We start from the raw sequence: 17,763 nt of genomic DNA, 5'->3' as shown, positions 1-17,763 counted from the left end.
TTTGTAGTGATGAACATACTTTTACTTGGCTCGGGTGGTCGGGAGCACGCATTTGCCTGGAAACTGACCCAGAGTCCACTCTGCGATACGCTGCTGGTTGCACCGGGAAATGCCGGGACGGCGCAGGTTGCTACCAACGTACCTGTATCAGCCACTGATTTTCCGGCCATTGCCGATCTCATTCGCACCCGAAGCATTGATCTGCTAATCGTTGGACCGGAGGAACCACTCGTCAAAGGCGTCGTCGATTACATGCGGCAGCAGCCTGATCTGGCGAAATTGCCAATTGTCGGTCCAGACGCGGAGGGCGCTCAACTGGAAGGTAGCAAAGATTTTTCCAAGCAGTTTATGCAGCGACATGGTATCCCCACGGCTGCCTCACAAACCTTTACGGCTGATACACTCAACGAAGGATTGGCCTATCTGGAAAGTCATTCGCTGCCCATCGTGTTGAAAGCCGACGGTCTGGCGGCAGGTAAGGGCGTCATCATTGCCGAAACCGTGGCTGAAGCGCAGCAGACGCTGACCGACATGCTGAGCAACGGTCGGTTCGGGTCTGCTGGTAATAAAGTGGTTATCGAGCAGTTTCTGCGGGGCATTGAACTATCGGTTTTCGTACTGTCCGATGGAGTGAACTACAAGATTTTACCCGAAGCAAAGGATTACAAGCGCATTGGTGAAGGCGATACAGGGCCGAACACAGGCGGTATGGGCGCTGTGTCGCCGGTTGTGTTTGCCACGCCGTCGTTTTTGAGCAAAGTCGAGGAGAAAGTCGTCAAGCCGACATTAGCCGGTTTGCAGCAGGACGGTATTCAATACCGGGGCTTTATTTTCATCGGATTGATGAAAGTAAATGGCGAACCCTACGTGATCGAATACAACGCGCGCATGGGCGACCCGGAAACGGAAGTCGTACTGCCGCGTATTCAGACTGATTTCGCTGAGTTAATGATGGCGGCTGCACAGGGTAAACTGGCGAACATCGATTTGCAGGTGTCGCCCCAGACAGCCGTGACGACTGTCGTTGTGTCAGGCGGATATCCCGATGGCTACGAGACGGGTAAAATCATTTCGGAACTCGATCGTTTAGAAGACGTGACTGCGTTTCATGCGGGCACAAAAGCGGAGGACGGTCAGATTCTGACCAATGGTGGGCGGGTACTGGTGCTCACAGCACAGGCTAACTCACTCGAAAACGCCGTTCGGAAGTCGCAGGAAGCGGCCCGGCGGGTACAGTTTGACGGGAAGCAATACCGGAAAGACATCGGGCTCGACCTGATTCGGTATTCTGATTAGAAGGAAGTGATGAAGTTGTGAAGTTGTATAGTTATGAAGTTGTATGGTTATAAAGTTGGCTGGCGCATTAGTACACCGGCAGAGCTAACTTTACAACCATGAAACTTTATGACTTTACAACCCTATAAGTTCACAACCATACAACTATAAACGTTATGTCATGCAAATCGTGTGCAACCGGCGGGTGTGGAACCCAGCGCGGAGCCGCCGACAAGCCGGGAGAGAAAACGGCGACGGCAGGCTGCGGCAGTGGTGGATGTAGCACGGGCGGTTGCAATAAATTGAATTCATTCGACTGGCTGAGCGATATTGCCATGCCCGGTCCGAAAAAATACGACGTCATTGAAGTTAAGTTCAAAGGCGGACGAAAAGAATATTACCGGAATGTGCATCAGCTCGACCTGACAACCGGCGATTACGTCGTGGTTGAGATGCAATCGGGCTTTCACATTGGCTCGGTATCCCTACAGGGCGAACTGGTGCGGTTACAGGTGAAAAAACGAAGTGTCAAGATCAACGACGACACCAAGGTTATTCATCGGATTGCTACACCGAAAGACATGGATCGGCACGAGCAGGCGATGCTGCGCGACTTGCCGGCCTTGTACCGCGCTCGTGAAATCATCCGGGAGCTAAAGCTGAACATGAAACTCTCTGATGTGGAGTTTCAGTCGGACAATACGAAAGCAACGTTCTACTATTCGTCGGAAGAGCGAGTCGATTTTCGGGAATTGATCAAGATGCTGGCCAGCGAGTTCAAAGCCCGGATTGAAATGCGGCAGATCAGTCTGCGGCAGGAAGCCGGACGGCTCGGCGGTATTGGCTCGTGTGGTCGTGAGCTGTGTTGCTCGACCTGGCTTACCGACTTCAAGAATATCGCGACGTCGGCGGCCCGGTATCAGAACCTGTCGCTGAATCCGGCTAAACTGTCGGGGCAGTGTGGGCGACTCAAGTGCTGCCTGAACTACGAACTGGATACGTACATGGACGCCCTGCGCGACATTCCAGCCGTGGATAAGCCGCTCGAAACGCAGAAAGGGCGGGCATGGCTACAGAAGACGGATATCTTCCGCAAGCTGATGTGGTTTGGCTACAGTTCGGAAAGTACTTGGCATCCGTTGCCGATCAACCGGGTCATGGAAATTCTTGAGTTGAACAAGCGGGGCGTTATCCCGGAATCGTTCGATGTACTGACGCCAATCGGTGACAAGGAGCCGGTCAAGGCAGCCGCGTTAAACAGTGACCTGCAAAAGCTCGACGCCAAGTATGCCACGCGTAGTAGCAGTAGCGCCAAAAAGAAAAAGAAGAAGCCTAAAGGGAGTGGGGGGAGCAATACCGCCGGAACGCCCAAGTCAGCCAATAACGGTAACGCTTAAAACGGAAAAAGCCCGACCTGCGCAGGTCGGGCTTTTTCCGTTTTAAGCCTACAAGCCGGCTTTCGTTGTAATTAGCAGCAGTCCGTGTTTAGCGTTTGGTCCGTACAGCGCAACGGCCTTCTCGCCATCCATACTTGTGATCGATGCCACATCGCTCTGCTTGAGTCGTCTGATCTGCTTGACGGTGGCTACGTTACCATCCAGAATATAGGTTGGTTCCCCTTTCGTGCGGTCGCGTAACCAACCGGGTGCTACCCGTCTGACGGCGGGGTCCTGCCTGGCTATCGTTCTGAAGTTTGTATCCAGGTGCGTGCCGGGCATAATAATCGGTGGCGGTGGCTGGTACGGCGATTGTCTATTTGGCCTCGGTTTCTGCGCGGGTACGGAGTCTGACGTGGCTGTGTGATCCGCCAGACAGGTCGTAAAAGGGGTAACCACTAGTACTAAGAAGAGAAGCCGTTTCATCCGTCAGGTTCGTGTTGGTATATAACGCTTCTTTGACGATTAATCGCACCTGCTGGTTTAACGTACCGATCAACGGGGCTGGTTTATCAAAAATCGCCCGTGTAAAAGGGGCTAAAGACGTAGTAACTGCTATCCCGGTTTGCACGCTTGGGCTCTGTCTGGATAAACAAGGCAAAACGGGGGGTGGGGTTATCGCGCCGAAACCAGTTTCTGAATGGACGCTCTTTCGTATGCAGCCGCGCTACTTCCCGTATGTGAATGGTCGCAACGTCGGCCGCCGTCGATCGGATGTTATTGATAAAGATTTCGGTCGTCGGTAGAAACTCGTCGTAAACTTTCAGATGATCGTCCTTCGTTCGTTCGACCAGCGCGTCTTTGTTGTGGAAAAAAGTCGCTTCCAACAACTGGTTCATCGTAAACGAATACGAGTCGCCCAATGGGTGTTTGGATAGATCAGCTGCCTGAAGGAGTGTAAAGAACGCTTGTCGATTTATGTCGAATGGCAGTACCTTTCCCCGCGTCTGAATCATCAGCTGATACGGAAGAATAGTGTGATCGGCTCCCCGGAGATTCTCGAACTGATGCATCAGAAACAACTCGTCGACCTGGTCGGGGGATAGCTGAGCGAGTGCGTCGGGCGTTGCTTTTTTACCATCGATGAAGATAGCCGTATCCCATTGATGGTCGGGCGATAACTGTAGCTTATCCTGCTTAACAGACACCAGGATTGGCTCGCCATAGGTTATCTCCGTACGTTTTTTGTCGGTAAACAACGCCATGTGCCGATACCAGAAACCTGTGTCTTCCAGATCCGCAACCAATGCCCGCGTCGGGCTCGTGGCTGGCAGTGCTCCAGCATAACGCGTTACCGGCTGATCGGTTGTATGTCGGCAAGCCAGAATGATTAAGCCAACAGCACCCAGCCACGCGGCATACCGTACGAACGCCAGCGGGCCCGACCGTTGCCGGTTCATCATCCGGATACGATCGCGGAGGCCAAAACCTGTAAATCGATTCGTAAAGGCGTACATAGCAATCGCTATTTATTGGTCGTATATAACAGCAGGGCAACAGGTGTAATGTGCTTACTTACGGGGTCATAGCTTGATCTCTTGACGACGGCGTAGAGCTTGTCGACGGTCCATAGATTGATTGCCTCAGCATCGACAGGTTCATTATTAATGTAAATAGATGCCGATCGACAGTCGTTGTCGACAACCAATGATTTGTCGGCTTTTACTAAAATGCCACTGCTCTTCGTAGACTTGTTATCGAAATAAAGTCGGTCGTAACGGGTTGAAAGTAGATTCCTTCCTTGAAGCTTAGATGGGGTTGCCGCAAGGGCAGATTCAGGGTCACTGCCAACAAAAGTAGCCGCTGATTTGGTATCAATACTGGCGAGTGATTTGAGTTCTTCGGGGAAATAGAGAGCATAGTCATCTACAGTACCTATCCCTCTGTGCCCCCGCCGGCTGCCAACCGAAAGATGACCAGCAATTGCCTTTATTGGATTGCCGTTGTCATTGACTGTGTCTCTAAAGGCAGTCATCCCCGAGCCAGGCTCGATGACGGTAATGTCAATTCGATCAATGTATTGATAGCCAGGATTGTACTTGATCTCTCGCAATTGCAGTTTACAACCATGCTTGGCAAGCTCACGCTGGAGCCCGTTAAACTCGTCCAATGTCGTTCTAGGAGTAATAACCCAGTGTAAAACATCTTCTTTATAAGCGACTAACTTAGAGTCGCTGTGGTAGATAGAATCGGTCCGAGCAATTTTTGATGAATCTATGGATACCGCGACCACAGATTGTTCTAGACTATCTTGTCTGACTTCTGAGTTATTTAACTCAACCACAGAGTCTGTAGTTAGCGGTAAATCATTCGTATATATTTTGATACTTTTTACAGGCTCAGCTACAAATGACCGCGCTACGGGTTCGGCCACCTGTGTGGCGATCTGCTCGGCCTTGTGGCGCGCAAAGGCCGTAACTACCGCCAGGCTCAACACCATAACGACTGGGTAGTTAAGCGCCTTAAACCAGCGTGACCGCTGCCGGTTCATCATCCGGATACGATCGCGAAGCTGCGACGTGCTGAAGGAGTTCACAATGGGTGTCGTTCCCGATGCCAGACTTACTTTGAGCAGATTGTACTGATACGATCGGGCGTCGATACCCTCAGCCAGTACTGCCTGATCGGCGCAAAATTCAAGTGTCTGGTGAACCAGTTTTCGGAACAGATAAGCCGCCGGATTCATCCAGAAAACGATGCACACCCCCTCGGCCATCAGCATATCCAGGCTGTGTCGCTGCCGGACATGGACGCGTTCGTGCCGCAGAATCTGCTCCAGCTCGTCGCCCGTGTGTCGAGCTGGGTTGAGTACTATCCATCGGAAGAACGAGAAAGGAGCGTCGACCACCGGGTTCGTTACCAGCGTAAAGGTGTCATAAGGCTGTCGGGCCGAACGATGGACAAGCCGCCGAATGGAAACGAGCTGAACCAGGAAACGGATAAACAGACTACCGACGCCTACCAGATAAAGGCCGATCAGCGCCAGTTGCCACGACCAGCCAAACCGGGCCAATCGACGGGCGGGTGTAACGGGGTAGGAGCGGCCGTTCGGAAACGTGATTGTCACGGGGGGCGCTACCGGTGTACGCGGTAGTACGCTCGGCGCAATCACCCGAGCGGTGTGTTGCATGGCAGATCGTACGCGTTGCGGACGCCAGTCAGGAAACTGTAGCGCCGGGAGCACCAGTACCGACAAAACGCCCAGCCAGAGCATAAGCCGGTTGGTGTTGAAAAACGTCTCGCGCCGGAGCAGTAAGTAAAAGGCAACGCTTACCACGATCAGCAGACCATTGGCCAGCAACACATAACGCAGCGTTTCCATTGGAGAAGAATTTGGTGTGGTGAAGCGAAAAGCCCGTTACTTTTTCTGTTCGATCAGCGATAGAATCTCGCGTAACTCGTCGGCCGAGATTTTCTCGTTCTCCGCAAAGTAGCTGACCAGATTCTTGTACGAATTATCGAAGTAGTCACCGACAACCTTTTTCAGGACGAACCGATTCTGGTAGAACTCTTTCGAGACAATGGGGTAGTACTCATGGGTGTTGCCGTAAGCTTTATGACCCACGTACCCTTTTTCTTCCAGGTTGCGAATAATGGTCGACACTGTATTGTAATGCAGTGGTGGATTGTCGAAGAGCGGCACCATGTCTTTTACATAGGCCTGCTCCATCTTCCACAATACCCGCATCACTTCTTCCTCTTTAGCGGTCAGCTTTTCCATAAATCAAATTTATAACTAGTTTTCTCGTTTCCAAACTATCGTCATAGTTTTTTTGCGGTTTGGCACCCACCGCTACCTGTCGTAGCTTTGCAACTTCGTATAGTACGCTATGAAACAAACGGTTTGGGCGTTGGTACTGTTGGTCGGCTTGCTCGTCGGCTGCGATTCTAATGCCGTTTTCAACGAATACACTGATATCGACGACGGTAAATGGTACATCAAGAATGCACCGTCGTTTACGTTTGAGATCAAGGACGCGTCGATTCCATATAATCTCTACTACAACCTGCGCAATAGTCTGTCGTACGGGTATTACAACCTATACCTGACCCGCTATCTGCGTGATAGTTCAGGAAAGGAAATCGAGTCGAAACTGGATGAGCTGATCCTGATGGACCCCAAAACGGGTAAGCCGAATGGCGATGGGCTAGGGGATTTGTTCGACCACAAGTTTCTGTTTAAACGAAACTACCTGTTTCCAAAACCGGGCAAGTACACCATTCAGCTTCGGCAGTATATGCGGCAAGATCCGCTGCTGAACGTGCAGAGCGTTGGTATCAGCGTCGAGCGGGCCAAGCCAGCCAATTCATCAAACTGATGGTGTTCCGAATCATTCGCGCCAATTACGCCTTTTTTCTGCCGTACCTGCTGCTGCTGATCGTAGTCGGCGTGTTACAGTTAACACGTTCGCAGGAGCAACTGATGCAATGGGTCAATGTGCGTAATGCGCCCGCAGCCGACGAAGTCTTTCCATACGTAACCTATCTGGGCGACGGTGTTTTCTTTGTGCTCGTCTGTCTGCTTCTGGCAATCAATAATCGCCGAATTGGATTGATGGCTTTCGCCAGCTTTGCCCTGTCGTCGCTGGTGTCGCTATTTCTCAAACAGGTTGTCTTCTCAGACTCGCTTCGGCCCTTGAAAACGTTTGAGCATTCGACGTATCAATACCACATCATTAAAGGGCTGGACATTCATAGCTACAACAGCTTTCCGTCGGGGCATACGACATCGGCTTTTGCGTTGTTTGGTATGCTGGCACTACTGGACGAGCGGAAGGGGCGGGGCTGGTTTTTTCTGGTGATAGCTGCGCTGACGGGCTACTCGCGGGTGTATCTCTTCCAGCATTTCGTGGAGGATGCATACGTGGGATCGACCATCGGGACCGTTTCGACGGTGGTGGTTTATCTGCTGATGTATCGCTGGGTTGCACAGGACCAAAAAAAAGGCCGGCCAACTGTATAAGCTGGCCGGTCGAAAGGTATACGGTCAATACGATTACCGAAGCCGGTCGGCTCCGCGAACCAGCTTCTCGTCGCGTCGAATAAAACGATTCGCCAGTGCATTGAAGATCAGCGCAGCAACAAGTGCGTAGAAGCCGAGTTGATACTCGCCCTGATCGCCGGGACTACCGTAGCTCTTGCTAGTGTATAAAGTCCGGTACAGTACGATACCCATGATAGCAGTCAGCATAATGGCGTTAATCGCACACAGGGCTGTTTGTGTCAGGCGATTCCGGTATTGGAAAACTGTATAGAGTGCGACCAGGCCAACGATGGCGATCAGCAGCGCCAGGTACCAGACGGGCGTAACGGCCGTGCTGGGTGCTACTTGCTGCGGAAGCCCAGCCTGCGCTGCCACAACCTGCTGCTGACTGTATTCCAGCGCCGTCAGGTGCGCCATTTCCGACGGTTTTGCCCCCATTTTTTCCCAGATTGGGTTGGACAGGGCGACGACCATGCAAATGGTAATGAGTACTAAAAATATGCTTTGAACGCGTTGAATCATAGATACGTCTGTAAGGTTGTATAGTGCAAAAGTAGCCGAAAAAGTAATGGTATGAATACGGCAATTCGGGTGATCATGACGGCCGACGGATCACACACGCTGGTGAACGGCGATTTAGAGAAAAGTTATCATTCTGTCTACGGAGCCTGGCAGGAGTCACAGCGGGTTTATATCGAACTCGGCTTGTTTCCGGCTTTCGATCGATTTGCGGCCGAACCGATCAATTTGTTTGAGATGGGCTTCGGTTCCGGCCTGAATGCCCTCCTGACTCTTCGCGAAGCCGAGCGGCTCCAGCGGCCTGTTCACTACGTAAGTATCGACACTGAGCCGGTCCCGTTAGCGGAAGCGCGCCGGTTGAATTATGATCAACTACTGGCCACGACTCAACTGGCCGCGCTGCACGAAGCTCCCTGGAATGAAGCAGTGGCTATCACGCCATTCTTTACCCTGGAAAAACGACAGGTGAGTTTGCAGGAGTTCAACACGGAGCACCAATTCCAGCTCATCTACTTCGATGCCTTTTCGCCGACCTCGCAGCCGGAGCTTTGGGAAGTCGATATGTTTTCGAAACTGGCGGGGTTCTTGTTACCCGGTGGATTACTGACAACGTACTGTTCCAAAAGCATTGTTCAACGGGCGATGCGGGCGGCTGGTTTGACCGTTGAAAAGCACTCCGGCCCGCGCCACAAACGGGATGTTTTACGAGCGGTCAAAAATTGAGTAGCCGCTAATTTTATGGCCTGTTGAACGTTACAGAAAGGGACACTCCTCCATCAATCAACGCCCGTCCGACTATGACTCGTTTTCTGCTGCTTGCCGCTACACTGGGGCTGTTTGCGCTCTGTGCGTTTCGGCTTCCCGCGCCTGCTTCCGAATCAGCTTCCGTTAAATCCGAGCCTAAACATATAAAGTGGCTGACGATTCAGGAAGCGTATGCCCTCACGCAGAAGCAACCGCGCAAATTCGTGATCGATGTGTATACCGACTGGTGTGGCTGGTGCAAAGTAATGGACCGGGAAACCTTCTCGAAACCTGCTATAGTCGACTATGTCAACGCCAATTATTACCCCGTTCGCTTCAACGCGGAACAAACGGCCGACGTGACACTGGGCAAGCAGACGTTCAAATACATAAGCGGAGGAAGTCGGGGAGTACACGAACTGGCTGCGGCTTTGCTCAAAAATCAGATGAGCTACCCCACGACGGTGTTTATGGACGAAAAATTCAATTTGATTCAGCCTATTCCCGGCTATCTGAAGCCTCAATTGTTCCACCAGATCATCACGTATTTCGGCGGCAACAACCACCAGAAAGAACCCTTCGATCAATACAAGGACGGTACGTATGCCCGGGCTTACAAAACGTCGGTGGCGGGTCAGTAGCTAGCAAAAAATTTGGTCATAGTGTGAAAGCGCAGTTCGCCGGCTGTGCTTTTTTGCGTATAGAAGAAGTAAATAAACTGTAAATTTGACCCTTTACACTCAACAAAAGTTTACGTGTACTTCATGAATCAGCAACTAACCAAACTGGTGTTTGTAGCGCTTGCCTTGCAGGCTACAGGCGCAATGGCCCATATTCTGGTACCACCGGTTAAAAAACCCTTACCCGTAGCCCCGATTGCCACCCGGAAGTTTATCGATCCGCAGAACATGGACATGTCGGTCAAACCGGGTGACAACTTCTATTTGTATGCTAACGGCAACTGGCTGAAGAAAAACGAGATTCCGGCGTCGAAAACGTCGTGGGGTAGTTTCAACGAACTGCGCGACAAAAGCGTAGCCGCCATGAAAACGCTGCTGGACGATGCCGCTAAAACCACGACGAAGGGACGACTGTACCAGATGGTCGGCGACTTTTACAGCAGTGGGATGGACACCGCTGCGATCGACCAGCGTGGTTTTGATCCGATCAAGGCTGACCTGGCCCGTATCGAGAAAGTCAACAACAAGACGGTGTTCTTCGACGAATTGGCTTACCAGCGATCGCAGGGCAACGGGATGCTGTTCAACTTCGGCATCACGCAGGATCGTAAAAATGTCAGCAAATACCTGCCTTCCTTTGGGCAGGGGGGCACCTCGCTTCCCGACCGCGACTATTACCTGAAAAACGATGGTCGCAGTCAGAAGATACGCGATGCTTACCGAGACAACGTGACGAAGATGTTCGCGCTGATCGGTGAAGAACCTACCCAAGCATCGCAGGACGCGGACGTGATTATGCGGATGGAAACGGCACTGGCAAAAGCCCAGATGTCGCGGGTCGAGATGCGCGATCCGTATAAAACCTACAATAAGTTAACCGTTGCCAGTTTCAGTCAGCAGACACCCGGTATTAACTGGGCTGACCAACTGGTAAAGTTTGGTGTACGTAATCAGGACACGGTGCTGGTACAAAATCCGACCTTCTATAAGTCGCTCGACAGTCTTGTTACGGCTACGCCCATCGAAGACTTGCGCACGTACATGCGTTGGAACATCATCAAGGACGGCGCACCGTATCTGAGCGACGCGTTCGTCAAACAGAATTTCGCGTTCTCACGCGTTCTGACGGGGCAAAAAGTACAGACACCCCGCTGGGAACGCATTAGCGGCCTGATCGACGGGTCACTGGGTGATTTACTGGGTCAGCTCTATGTGCAAACGTACTTCAAGCCGGAGGCCAAGCAGCGCATGCTGACGCTGGTCGATAACCTGGAAGCGTCGTACAAGGAGCACATTAAAAACCTCGACTGGATGAGCGAGGAGACCAAGAAACGGGCGCTAAACAAACTGACGTCATTCAAACGTAAAATCGGCTACCCCGACAAATGGAAGAATTACGACGGTGTAACCATCGCCCGCAATGACTTCTATGGTAATGTAAAATCGGTCAGTAAGTGGCGGTATAACTACATGATCAATCGTCTGGGCAAGCCCGTCGACAAGACGGAGTGGAGCATGACGCCCCCCACGGTTAATGCGTATTACAGTCCTGTCAACAACGAGATTGCGTTCCCGGCGGCTATTCTGCAATTTCCTTTCTTTGACTTCGATGCCGACGATGCCGTCAACTACGGTGGTATCGGTGCCGTAATCGGTCATGAGATGACGCACGGTTTCGATGATTCAGGCCGTCAGTACGACGCCGATGGAACCCTCCGCGATTGGTGGACAAAAGATGACGCTGACAACTTCAAGAAGCGGGCTGACCAGGTTAAGGAGCAATTCTTTGGTTTCAAAGTGCTTGATTCGCTGAAAGTAAACGGCCAACTGACGCTCGGCGAAAACCTGGCAGATCTCGGCGGACTGGCTATCGCGTACGATGCGTTTAAGAAAACGGCACAGGGTAAAGCAAGCGGAAAAAAAGCCATGATTGACGGCTTCACACCCGATCAGCGATTCTTTTTGTCGTGGGCGCAGGTATGGCGTGTCAATATGTTGCCGGAACAGCAGGCACAACAGATCATGACCGACCCGCACGCACCGGGTATGTATCGTTGCAACGGGCCGCTGTCAAATATCACTGCTTGGTATCAGGCGTTCAATGTGCAACCGGACAATAAGATGTATAAAAAGCCGGAAGACCGTATCAAAGTCTGGTAATTGTCACGCTTAGAAACAACTCGTCAAAAGCCGCATCTTGTTAGCAGGATGCGGCTTTTTCATGACCGACATCGTACGTTTGTTCTACGAAGCCAACCCCCTGACTAATGAAACACGTATTGCTCTGTAGTATCGTCGTTCTATCCATTGCTGGCTGTCAATCGAAGCCAAAGCAGCAGAACACGCCGACTGAAACGACAATCACGGCCGATAGTGCTGCCAGCCTGGCGAAACGCCCCGGCCCGGACGCTCCTCGGTCTGCCGCTGACCGGCTTGTTCGGGCTTTGTATTTTGAACACCAGAAGACGGAAAACCCTTTCCGCACAACCAGCGATCAGGCTCTCGTTGAGCAATTTTTTACAAAGCCGACTGCCGCGCTGATCTGGAAAAGCAAGCCCATGCTCAAAAAAGAGTTGCTATTCAAAGCACCAGATAGCGAGGTGAAAAAGATGTGGGTCGAGCCAGCCGCAGTAGGTGGCAGCCGGGCTGTCGTATACACGACATTTGAAGAGAAGGGGCGTAAAAAAGAAATTCGACTAGAGCTGACGCAGACAGCAGGGCGGTGGCGTATTGAAGAGATGACATACCCGGATGGATCACGGCTGACCCAAGTGCTCAAGTGAGCTAAAAGACAGAACAAAAAGAATTATTTTTGAGATACGTGTTGACAACACGATTTTATCGTGTAGTTTTGCAACTCCAAACCGGGAACGGGGCGGAAAATGTTCTTTACAAGTTGTATTGGGGAGTTTCCAGAGTGGCCAAATGGATCAGACTGTAAATCTGCTGGCGTACGCCTTCGGAGGTTCGAATCCTCCACTCCCCACCAAAAAGAAGTTATAAAGTTCTATAGTTAGAGAGTTATAAAGTTGAATTGCAAGTTGCAGGCAGCTATATAACTGTAAAACCTTACGACTCTATAACTTCTTTTTTTGCGGAAGTAGCTCAATTGGTAGAGCGATAGCCTTCCAAGCTATAGGTTGCGGGTTCGAGACCCGTCTTCCGCTCCAGTACAGTACAAAAAGCCGTTATAGCTCAGCGGTAGAGCACTTCCTTGGTAAGGAAGAGGTCCGGGGTTCAAGTCCCCGTAACGGCTCAAGACTTCTTCGGGAGTCTTTTTTAAATTGAAGCCGCCCGTGCGGTTTTAGGCCGAAACGGTGTCAGTTCTCAATTGGAGTTGATCGCGTCCGGCTTGATTGACGTTCAGCGAGTTCATCCAAAAACAAACAACAGTTCACAATAGCGTTTTAAAAACATGGCAAAAGAGAATTTTGACCGCTCGAAACCGCACGTAAACATCGGTACGATTGGTCACGTTGACCACGGTAAAACGACGCTGACGGCTGCCATTACGAAAGTGCTGGCCGAAAAGGGTCTGGCCGCAATTCGGGACTTCTCCTCGATTGACAACGCTCCCGAAGAAAAAGAGCGTGGTATCACCATCAATACATCGCACGTTGAGTACGCTACGGCTAACCGCCACTATGCGCACGTTGACTGCCCAGGTCACGCCGACTATGTGAAGAACATGGTAACGGGTGCCGCTCAAATGGACGGCGCTATCCTCGTGGTAGCTGCTACTGACGGACCAATGCCCCAGACTCGTGAGCACATCCTGCTCGCTCGTCAGGTAGGTGTACCTCAGCTGGTAGTGTTCATGAACAAAGTCGATATGGTCGACGATCCTGAACTGCTGGAACTGGTTGAAATGGAGATCCGCGAACTGCTGAGCTTCTATAACTTCGATGGCGATAACATCCCTGTTATTCAAGGTTCGGCTCTTGGTGGTCTGAACGGCGATGCTAAATGGGTTGCTACGATCGAAGACCTGATGCAGAACGTGGATGATTTCATCCCCCTGCCTCCTCGTCAGACGGATCTGCCGTTCCTGATGCCGGTCGAAGACGTGTTCTCGATCACGGGTCGTGGTACGGTTGCTACCGGCCGTATCGAGCGCGGTGTTATCAACTCGGGTGAGCCTGTTGAGATCCTGGGTATGGGTGCTGAGAACCTGAAGTCGGTTGTAACCGGTGTTGAAATGTTCCGGAAAATTCTGGACCGTGGTGAAGCTGGTGACAACGTAGGTCTGCTGCTCCGTGGTATCGAGAAAACCGATATCCGTCGTGGTATGGTAATCTGTAAGCCTGGTTCGGTAACCCCGCACCTGAAGTTCAAGGCTGAGGTTTACGTTCTGTCGAAAGAAGAAGGTGGCCGTCATACGCCATTCTTTAACAAATACCGTCCTCAGTTCTACTTCCGTACCACGGACGTAACGGGCGAGATCATCCTGCCAGCTGGCGTTGAGATGGTTATGCCGGGCGATAACATCACGATCGAAGTAAGTCTGATCAACAAAATCGCTATGGAAAAAGGTCTCCGTTTCGCTATCCGCGAAGGTGGTCGTACCGTAGGTGCTGGTCAGGTTACCGAAATCCTCGACTAGTAAGTGAGAAAAACAAGTGCATTTCTTCACGGAGATGCACTTGTTTTTTTAAGATTGTTTCGTACTTTTGCAGTCCGTTTCGGAAGCAAGCCGTAACGGAATTTTTTTAGGCAGCAGCACGGCTCGTCGATATACGGGTGTAGTTCAAGGGTAGAATAGCGGTCTCCAAAACCGTTGATGGGAGTTCGAATCTCTCCACCCGTGCTAATCCTGATTCTATAATGGACAAGTTTGTTTCGTTCCTGAAGGCCTCCTGGGAGGAAGTTCAGCATAACGTGACTTGGCCTAAATTCAGCGATCTCCAGTCTAGTTCAACGCTGGTACTGGTAGCGTCGCTGATTTTTGCGCTGATGGTTGGGCTGATTGATTTGGTATTCGAGAATGCGCTTAATGCGTTCTACCAGTCATTTTAAGGCCGGTTGCTAAATCAGCTCCATTGTCGGCAGCAGATTAGTAACCTCTAACGATAGTTTCTTATGAGCGGCATACAATGGTACGTGATCCGGGCCGTTTCGGGACAGGAAAAGAAAATCAAGTCTTATCTCGATAACGAAATCATCCGGCAAAAGTTGGACGAAGTGATTCCTCAGGTACTTATTCCTGCGGAAAAGGTATACGAAATGCGCAACGGCAAGAAGCGCGTTCGGGAAAAATCGTTCTTCCCGGGCTATATCCTGATTTCGGCCGATTTGGGTAACAACCGTGCCCTTGACATGATACTCAACATGCCTGGCGTATTGGGTTTCCTGGGAAATTCACAGGTTGGTACAACATCGAAAGTTCCTGTTCCATTGCGTGAAGCCGAAGTACGCCGGATTTTGGGTAAGGCCGAGGAAGAAGCACAGGAAGTAGCGGCCCCAACCGTAGCGTACATCAAAGGTGAATCGGTGAAAGTTGTCGACGGTCCATTCGGTGGATTCATCGGTACAGTAGAAGAAGTATTTGACGACCGGAAGAAACTGAACGTCGTTGTGAAAATATTTGGCCGGAATACTCCGGTAGAACTCAGTTACGCACAAGTAGAGAAGGAAGCTTAGTTGGTTCAACTAAACTTCCGAGACGCGGCATCTTATGCTTCCCTCAGAAGATGACCCGTCAGCAGTAGTTGATTTGATGCGAGAGGGGTGCGGGCCGGTTATGTGACGAATTGGCTAAGAACCTTAAGCAACAGCGGGGCCGCCCGTGCGGTCGTAACTAAATTACCACAATGGCAAAAGAAGTAGGTGGCTATGTAAAGCTGCAAGTCAAAGGCGGGCAGGCTAACCCCTCACCTCCGATCGGTCCTGCGTTGGGTTCCAAAGGTTTGAATATCATGGAATTCTGCAAGCAGTTCAATGGCCGTACGCAGGACAAGATGGGTATGGTATTGCCAGTTTTGATTACGTATTACAAGGATAAGTCCTTTGATTTCGTCATCAAAACGCCCCCTGCGCCGATCCTGCTGATGGAAGCAGCTAAACTGAAAGGTGGCTCTGCTCAACCCAACCGGAAAAAAGTTGGTTCAGTAACGTGGGATCAGGTTCGGACCATTGCCGAAACCAAGATGCCCGACCTTAACTGCTTCACAGTTGAGTCGGCAATGCGTCAGGTGGCTGGAACGGCCCGCAGCATGGGTATCACCGTCAGCGGTGCTTCCCCCTTTGAGAACTAACAGACTTGCTGAGCAAACACAGGAATGGGTAAGCTAACGAAAAAACAAAAAGAAGCACTCACTAAGTACGATGCTGCTAAAGAATACTCGCTCCAACAGGCAGCTGAGATTCTGAAGGAGATCTCGTACACGAAGTTTGATGCTTCTGTGGACATTGATGTCCGGTTGGGCGTCGATCCGCGTAAAGCCGACCAAATGGTACGTGGCGTTGCTACGCTGCCCCACGGTACGGGTAAAACGGTTCGCGTTCTGGTGCTTTGCACCCCGGACAAGGAGAACGAAGCGAAAGAAGCCGGAGCTGATTATGTTGGCCTCGACGATTACATTCAGAAGATCGAACAAGGCTGGACGGACATCGACGTGATTATCACGATGCCGAACGTTATGGCCAAAGTTGGTCGTTTGGGTAAAGTGCTTGGTCCCCGTGGTCTAATGCCAAACCCGAAGTCGGGTACGGTAACGCCAGAGGTGGGTAAGGCTGTTCGCGAAGTGAAAGCTGGTAAAATTGACTTCAAAGTCGACAAAACCGGTATCATTCATACCAGCATTGGTAAAGTATCGTTTACGCCGGAAAAACTGGCTGAGAACGCGCAGGAAATTATCGCTACGCTAATGCGTCTTAAGCCTTCGTCGGCTAAAGGCACTTACGTAAAAACGATCAACCTGTCGAGCACGATGAGTCCGGGAGTAACGATTGACAAAGGCACAGTAGCCGGTATATAAGCCATGAAGCGCGAGGACAAAGGAGCAATTATTGAGGAATTGACTGAAAAGTTTCAGTCGACTCCCTTCTTCTACATCACGGAAGCCAATGGCATGACGGTAGCCGAAGTCAACGAACTTCGTCGGAAATGCTTTGAGCAGGGGATCGAGTACAAAGTGGTGAAAAACACCTTCATTAAGAAGGCACTCGAAACCCTGGACGCGGATTATTCCTCGTTCAACGACACGGTGTTGCAAGGACAGTCAGCGGTGATGTTTCACCCTGAGAATGCCAAAGCACCGGCAAAACTCATCAAAGAGTTTCGCAGAACAAATGATAAGCTACAATTGAAAGGTGCGTCGATCGACAACAGCCTGTTCATTGGTGCTGATCAGCTTGATACGCTCATCGCGCTGAAAAGCAAAGAGGAGCTTATTGGCGAAATCGTTGGTCTGCTGCAATCGCCTGCCAAGAACGTTATTTCGGCGCTTCAAGGCGGTGGCAACAAACTGGCTGGTATCCTCAAAACGCTGTCGGAGCGCGAGGAAGCTGCTTAATTACCATCCGACTTTTTTATTCAATCTTGTATCACAATCAAATTTAGAATACGACAATGGCAGATTTGAAAGCGTTCGCTGAGCAGCTTGTAAGCCTGACGGTTAAAGAAGTAAACGAACTGGCTACCATTCTGAAAGATGAGTACGGTATCGAACCCGCAGCTGCGGCTCCGGTAATGGTTGCTGGTGGTGCAGGTGCAGGTGATGCTGCTCCAGCTGCTGCTGAAAAAACCTCGTTTGACGTTATCCTGAAGTCGGCTGGTGCTGCTAAACTGGCTGTGGTGAAACTGGTTAAAGACCTGACCGGTCTGGGCCTGAAAGAAGCCAAAGAACTGGTAGACGGCGCTCCGAAACCAGTTAAAGAAGGCGTAGCTAAAGACGAAGCTGAGTCGCTGCGTAAGCAACTCGAAGAAGCTGGTGCTGAAGTTGAAGTAAAATAAGCAACCGCTTACTTACATATTGCTCTAAGCAGGAGAGGCCAGACAAAACGTCTGGTCTTTTCCTGCTTAGAGATTTTTTGTCTATGCACTTGCAAAAGACAAACTTATTTTTATTGCCATACGTTGTCTACTCACACCCCTTAGGTCGGGTAACGACCGGGGTCTGATTAG

The 17,763-nt window shown here is 50.9% G+C and carries 20 protein-coding genes and 4 tRNA genes; 19 read left to right on the top strand and 5 right to left on the bottom strand.

Translation table 11 applies throughout. The annotated features are described in order from the left end of the window. Positions 1 to 9: 9 nt before the first annotated feature. The gene (purD, locus tag CLV58_RS02295) at positions 10 to 1,296 is read left to right on the top strand and encodes a phosphoribosylamine--glycine ligase (protein WP_106136161.1); all 1,287 of its coding nucleotides are present in this window, start codon (positions 10 to 12) and stop codon (positions 1,294 to 1,296) included. A 155-nt stretch (positions 1,297 to 1,451) separates the two neighbouring features. Next, positions 1,452 to 2,672 (top strand): PSP1 domain-containing protein, encoded by a 1,221-nt coding sequence (locus tag CLV58_RS02290; RefSeq protein WP_245882180.1) that lies wholly within the window; start codon positions 1,452 to 1,454, stop codon positions 2,670 to 2,672. Between the two features lie 48 nt (positions 2,673 to 2,720). On the opposite strand, the gene CLV58_RS02285 is transcribed toward CLV58_RS02290, so the two are convergent. The 4 genes from CLV58_RS02285 to CLV58_RS02270 form a co-directional block, all read right to left on the bottom strand. After that, a complete protein-coding gene (locus CLV58_RS02285) occupies positions 2,721 to 2,993 on the bottom strand; it encodes a hypothetical protein (RefSeq protein WP_106136160.1) in 273 nt (90 codons plus the stop codon). A gap of 230 nt (positions 2,994 to 3,223) precedes the next feature. After that, positions 3,224 to 4,168, bottom strand: coding sequence for a hypothetical protein (locus CLV58_RS02280; protein WP_106136159.1), 945 nt, complete (start codon positions 4,166 to 4,168; stop codon positions 3,224 to 3,226). Between the two features lie 8 nt (positions 4,169 to 4,176). Further along, positions 4,177 to 6,033 carry a M56 family metallopeptidase gene (locus tag CLV58_RS02275; protein ID WP_106136158.1) on the bottom strand — a complete coding sequence of 619 codons (1,857 nt, stop codon included), beginning with the start codon at positions 6,031 to 6,033 and terminating at the stop codon, positions 4,177 to 4,179. A gap of 36 nt (positions 6,034 to 6,069) precedes the next feature. Beyond that, positions 6,070 to 6,432: a BlaI/MecI/CopY family transcriptional regulator gene (locus CLV58_RS02270; protein ID WP_106136157.1), complete on the bottom strand. Its 363-nt coding sequence runs from the start codon at positions 6,430 to 6,432 to the stop codon at positions 6,070 to 6,072. 109 nt (positions 6,433 to 6,541) lie between these two features. Between CLV58_RS02270 and CLV58_RS02265 the strand changes: the two genes are divergently transcribed. Together CLV58_RS02265 and CLV58_RS02260 are read left to right on the top strand one after the other, a co-directional pair. After that, a complete protein-coding gene (locus tag CLV58_RS02265) occupies positions 6,542 to 7,030 on the top strand; it encodes a gliding motility lipoprotein GldH (protein ID WP_106136156.1) in 489 nt (162 codons plus the stop codon). Further along, on the top strand, positions 7,030 to 7,674 hold the full coding sequence (locus CLV58_RS02260; RefSeq protein ID WP_106136155.1) for a phosphatase PAP2 family protein: 645 nt from the start codon (positions 7,030 to 7,032) through the stop codon (positions 7,672 to 7,674). Before CLV58_RS02265 ends, CLV58_RS02260 begins: the two co-directional genes overlap by 1 nt. Positions 7,675 to 7,707: 33 nt before the next feature. Here CLV58_RS02260 and CLV58_RS02255 read toward each other — a convergent pair whose 3' ends face one another. After that, positions 7,708 to 8,217: a DUF4293 domain-containing protein gene (locus CLV58_RS02255; RefSeq protein WP_106136154.1), complete on the bottom strand. Its 510-nt coding sequence runs from the start codon at positions 8,215 to 8,217 to the stop codon at positions 7,708 to 7,710. 51 nt (positions 8,218 to 8,268) lie between these two features. On the opposite strand from CLV58_RS02255, the gene mnmC2 reads away from it, so the two are divergent. From mnmC2 to rplL, 15 genes are all read left to right on the top strand, one after another. Further along, entirely contained in the window at positions 8,269 to 8,937 is a 669-nt protein-coding gene (mnmC2, locus tag CLV58_RS02250; RefSeq protein WP_106136153.1) for a tRNA (5-methylaminomethyl-2-thiouridine)(34)-methyltransferase MnmC2, read from the top strand. A gap of 74 nt (positions 8,938 to 9,011) precedes the next feature. After that, the gene (locus CLV58_RS02245) at positions 9,012 to 9,599 is read left to right on the top strand and encodes a thioredoxin family protein (protein WP_106136152.1); all 588 of its coding nucleotides are present in this window, start codon (positions 9,012 to 9,014) and stop codon (positions 9,597 to 9,599) included. 183 nt (positions 9,600 to 9,782) lie between these two features. After that, positions 9,783 to 11,798, top strand: coding sequence for a M13 family metallopeptidase (locus tag CLV58_RS02240; protein WP_106136445.1), 2,016 nt, complete (start codon positions 9,783 to 9,785; stop codon positions 11,796 to 11,798). A 107-nt stretch (positions 11,799 to 11,905) separates the two neighbouring features. Further along, complete coding sequence (locus CLV58_RS02235; RefSeq protein ID WP_106136151.1) at positions 11,906 to 12,421, top strand: hypothetical protein; 516 nt, start codon at positions 11,906 to 11,908, stop codon at positions 12,419 to 12,421. Between the two features lie 120 nt (positions 12,422 to 12,541). Further along, positions 12,542 to 12,627, top strand: a tRNA-Tyr gene (locus tag CLV58_RS02230). 105 nt (positions 12,628 to 12,732) lie between these two features. Further along, positions 12,733 to 12,808: transfer RNA gene (locus CLV58_RS02225), tRNA-Gly, on the top strand. A 14-nt stretch (positions 12,809 to 12,822) separates the two neighbouring features. Then, positions 12,823 to 12,894, top strand: a tRNA-Thr gene (locus CLV58_RS02220). Positions 12,895 to 13,053: 159 nt separating this feature from the next. Then, positions 13,054 to 14,241, top strand: coding sequence for an elongation factor Tu (gene tuf / locus CLV58_RS02215; RefSeq protein ID WP_106136150.1), 1,188 nt, complete (start codon positions 13,054 to 13,056; stop codon positions 14,239 to 14,241). Between the two features lie 133 nt (positions 14,242 to 14,374). Further along, positions 14,375 to 14,445, top strand: a tRNA-Trp gene (locus CLV58_RS02210). Positions 14,446 to 14,462: 17 nt separating this feature from the next. Next, on the top strand, positions 14,463 to 14,654 hold the full coding sequence (gene secE, locus CLV58_RS02205; protein WP_106136149.1) for a preprotein translocase subunit SecE: 192 nt from the start codon (positions 14,463 to 14,465) through the stop codon (positions 14,652 to 14,654). 63 nt (positions 14,655 to 14,717) lie between these two features. Continuing rightward, positions 14,718 to 15,278, top strand: a complete 561-nt coding sequence (gene nusG / locus CLV58_RS02200) for a transcription termination/antitermination protein NusG (protein WP_106136148.1) — start codon at positions 14,718 to 14,720, stop codon at positions 15,276 to 15,278. A 170-nt stretch (positions 15,279 to 15,448) separates the two neighbouring features. Beyond that, positions 15,449 to 15,892 carry a 50S ribosomal protein L11 gene (gene rplK / locus CLV58_RS02195; RefSeq protein WP_106136147.1) on the top strand — a complete coding sequence of 148 codons (444 nt, stop codon included), beginning with the start codon at positions 15,449 to 15,451 and terminating at the stop codon, positions 15,890 to 15,892. Positions 15,893 to 15,916: 24 nt separating this feature from the next. Further along, entirely contained in the window at positions 15,917 to 16,615 is a 699-nt protein-coding gene (gene rplA, locus CLV58_RS02190; protein ID WP_106136146.1) for a 50S ribosomal protein L1, read from the top strand. A 3-nt stretch (positions 16,616 to 16,618) separates the two neighbouring features. Beyond that, entirely contained in the window at positions 16,619 to 17,152 is a 534-nt protein-coding gene (gene rplJ, locus CLV58_RS02185; protein ID WP_106136145.1) for a 50S ribosomal protein L10, read from the top strand. 56 nt (positions 17,153 to 17,208) lie between these two features. Continuing rightward, positions 17,209 to 17,592 (top strand): 50S ribosomal protein L7/L12, encoded by a 384-nt coding sequence (rplL, locus tag CLV58_RS02180; RefSeq protein ID WP_106136144.1) that lies wholly within the window; start codon positions 17,209 to 17,211, stop codon positions 17,590 to 17,592. Positions 17,593 to 17,763 lie beyond the last annotated feature (171 nt).

The organism is Spirosoma oryzae, assembly GCF_003002825.1.
In the GTDB taxonomy this organism is placed as follows: Bacteria; Bacteroidota; Bacteroidia; order Cytophagales; family Spirosomataceae; genus Spirosoma; species Spirosoma oryzae.
The sequence above is the reverse complement of the archived record's forward strand: the minus strand, read 5'-3'. Positions and strand labels throughout refer to the sequence as shown.

What these genes read in the sequence shown, in the direction of transcription:
- rplA (WP_106136146.1), top strand. Translation starts at nt 15,917, where the DNA reads ATGGGTAAGCTAACGAAAAAACAAAAAGAAGCACTCACTAAGTACGAT.
- mnmC2 (WP_106136153.1), top strand. Translation starts at nt 8,269, where the DNA reads ATGAATACGGCAATTCGGGTGATCATGACGGCCGACGGATCACACACG.
- nusG (WP_106136148.1), top strand. Translation starts at nt 14,718, where the DNA reads ATGAGCGGCATACAATGGTACGTGATCCGGGCCGTTTCGGGACAGGAA.
- CLV58_RS02290 (WP_245882180.1), top strand. Translation starts at nt 1,452, where the DNA reads ATGTCATGCAAATCGTGTGCAACCGGCGGGTGTGGAACCCAGCGCGGA.
- secE (WP_106136149.1), top strand. Translation starts at nt 14,463, where the DNA reads ATGGACAAGTTTGTTTCGTTCCTGAAGGCCTCCTGGGAGGAAGTTCAG.
- CLV58_RS02255 (WP_106136154.1), bottom strand. Translation starts at nt 8,217, where the DNA reads ATGATTCAACGCGTTCAAAGCATATTTTTAGTACTCATTACCATTTGC.
- rplJ (WP_106136145.1), top strand. Translation starts at nt 16,619, where the DNA reads ATGAAGCGCGAGGACAAAGGAGCAATTATTGAGGAATTGACTGAAAAG.
- CLV58_RS02285 (WP_106136160.1), bottom strand. Translation starts at nt 2,993, where the DNA reads ATGCCCGGCACGCACCTGGATACAAACTTCAGAACGATAGCCAGGCAG.
- purD (WP_106136161.1), top strand. Translation starts at nt 10, where the DNA reads ATGAACATACTTTTACTTGGCTCGGGTGGTCGGGAGCACGCATTTGCC.
- CLV58_RS02235 (WP_106136151.1), top strand. Translation starts at nt 11,906, where the DNA reads ATGAAACACGTATTGCTCTGTAGTATCGTCGTTCTATCCATTGCTGGC.
- rplK (WP_106136147.1), top strand. Translation starts at nt 15,449, where the DNA reads ATGGCAAAAGAAGTAGGTGGCTATGTAAAGCTGCAAGTCAAAGGCGGG.
- CLV58_RS02265 (WP_106136156.1), top strand. Translation starts at nt 6,542, where the DNA reads ATGAAACAAACGGTTTGGGCGTTGGTACTGTTGGTCGGCTTGCTCGTC.
- CLV58_RS02275 (WP_106136158.1), bottom strand. Translation starts at nt 6,033, where the DNA reads ATGGAAACGCTGCGTTATGTGTTGCTGGCCAATGGTCTGCTGATCGTG.
- tuf (WP_106136150.1), top strand. Translation starts at nt 13,054, where the DNA reads ATGGCAAAAGAGAATTTTGACCGCTCGAAACCGCACGTAAACATCGGT.
- CLV58_RS02280 (WP_106136159.1), bottom strand. Translation starts at nt 4,168, where the DNA reads ATGTACGCCTTTACGAATCGATTTACAGGTTTTGGCCTCCGCGATCGT.
- CLV58_RS02260 (WP_106136155.1), top strand. Translation starts at nt 7,030, where the DNA reads ATGGTGTTCCGAATCATTCGCGCCAATTACGCCTTTTTTCTGCCGTAC.
- rplL (WP_106136144.1), top strand. Translation starts at nt 17,209, where the DNA reads ATGGCAGATTTGAAAGCGTTCGCTGAGCAGCTTGTAAGCCTGACGGTT.
- CLV58_RS02245 (WP_106136152.1), top strand. Translation starts at nt 9,012, where the DNA reads ATGACTCGTTTTCTGCTGCTTGCCGCTACACTGGGGCTGTTTGCGCTC.
- CLV58_RS02240 (WP_106136445.1), top strand. Translation starts at nt 9,783, where the DNA reads ATGGCCCATATTCTGGTACCACCGGTTAAAAAACCCTTACCCGTAGCC.
- CLV58_RS02270 (WP_106136157.1), bottom strand. Translation starts at nt 6,432, where the DNA reads ATGGAAAAGCTGACCGCTAAAGAGGAAGAAGTGATGCGGGTATTGTGG.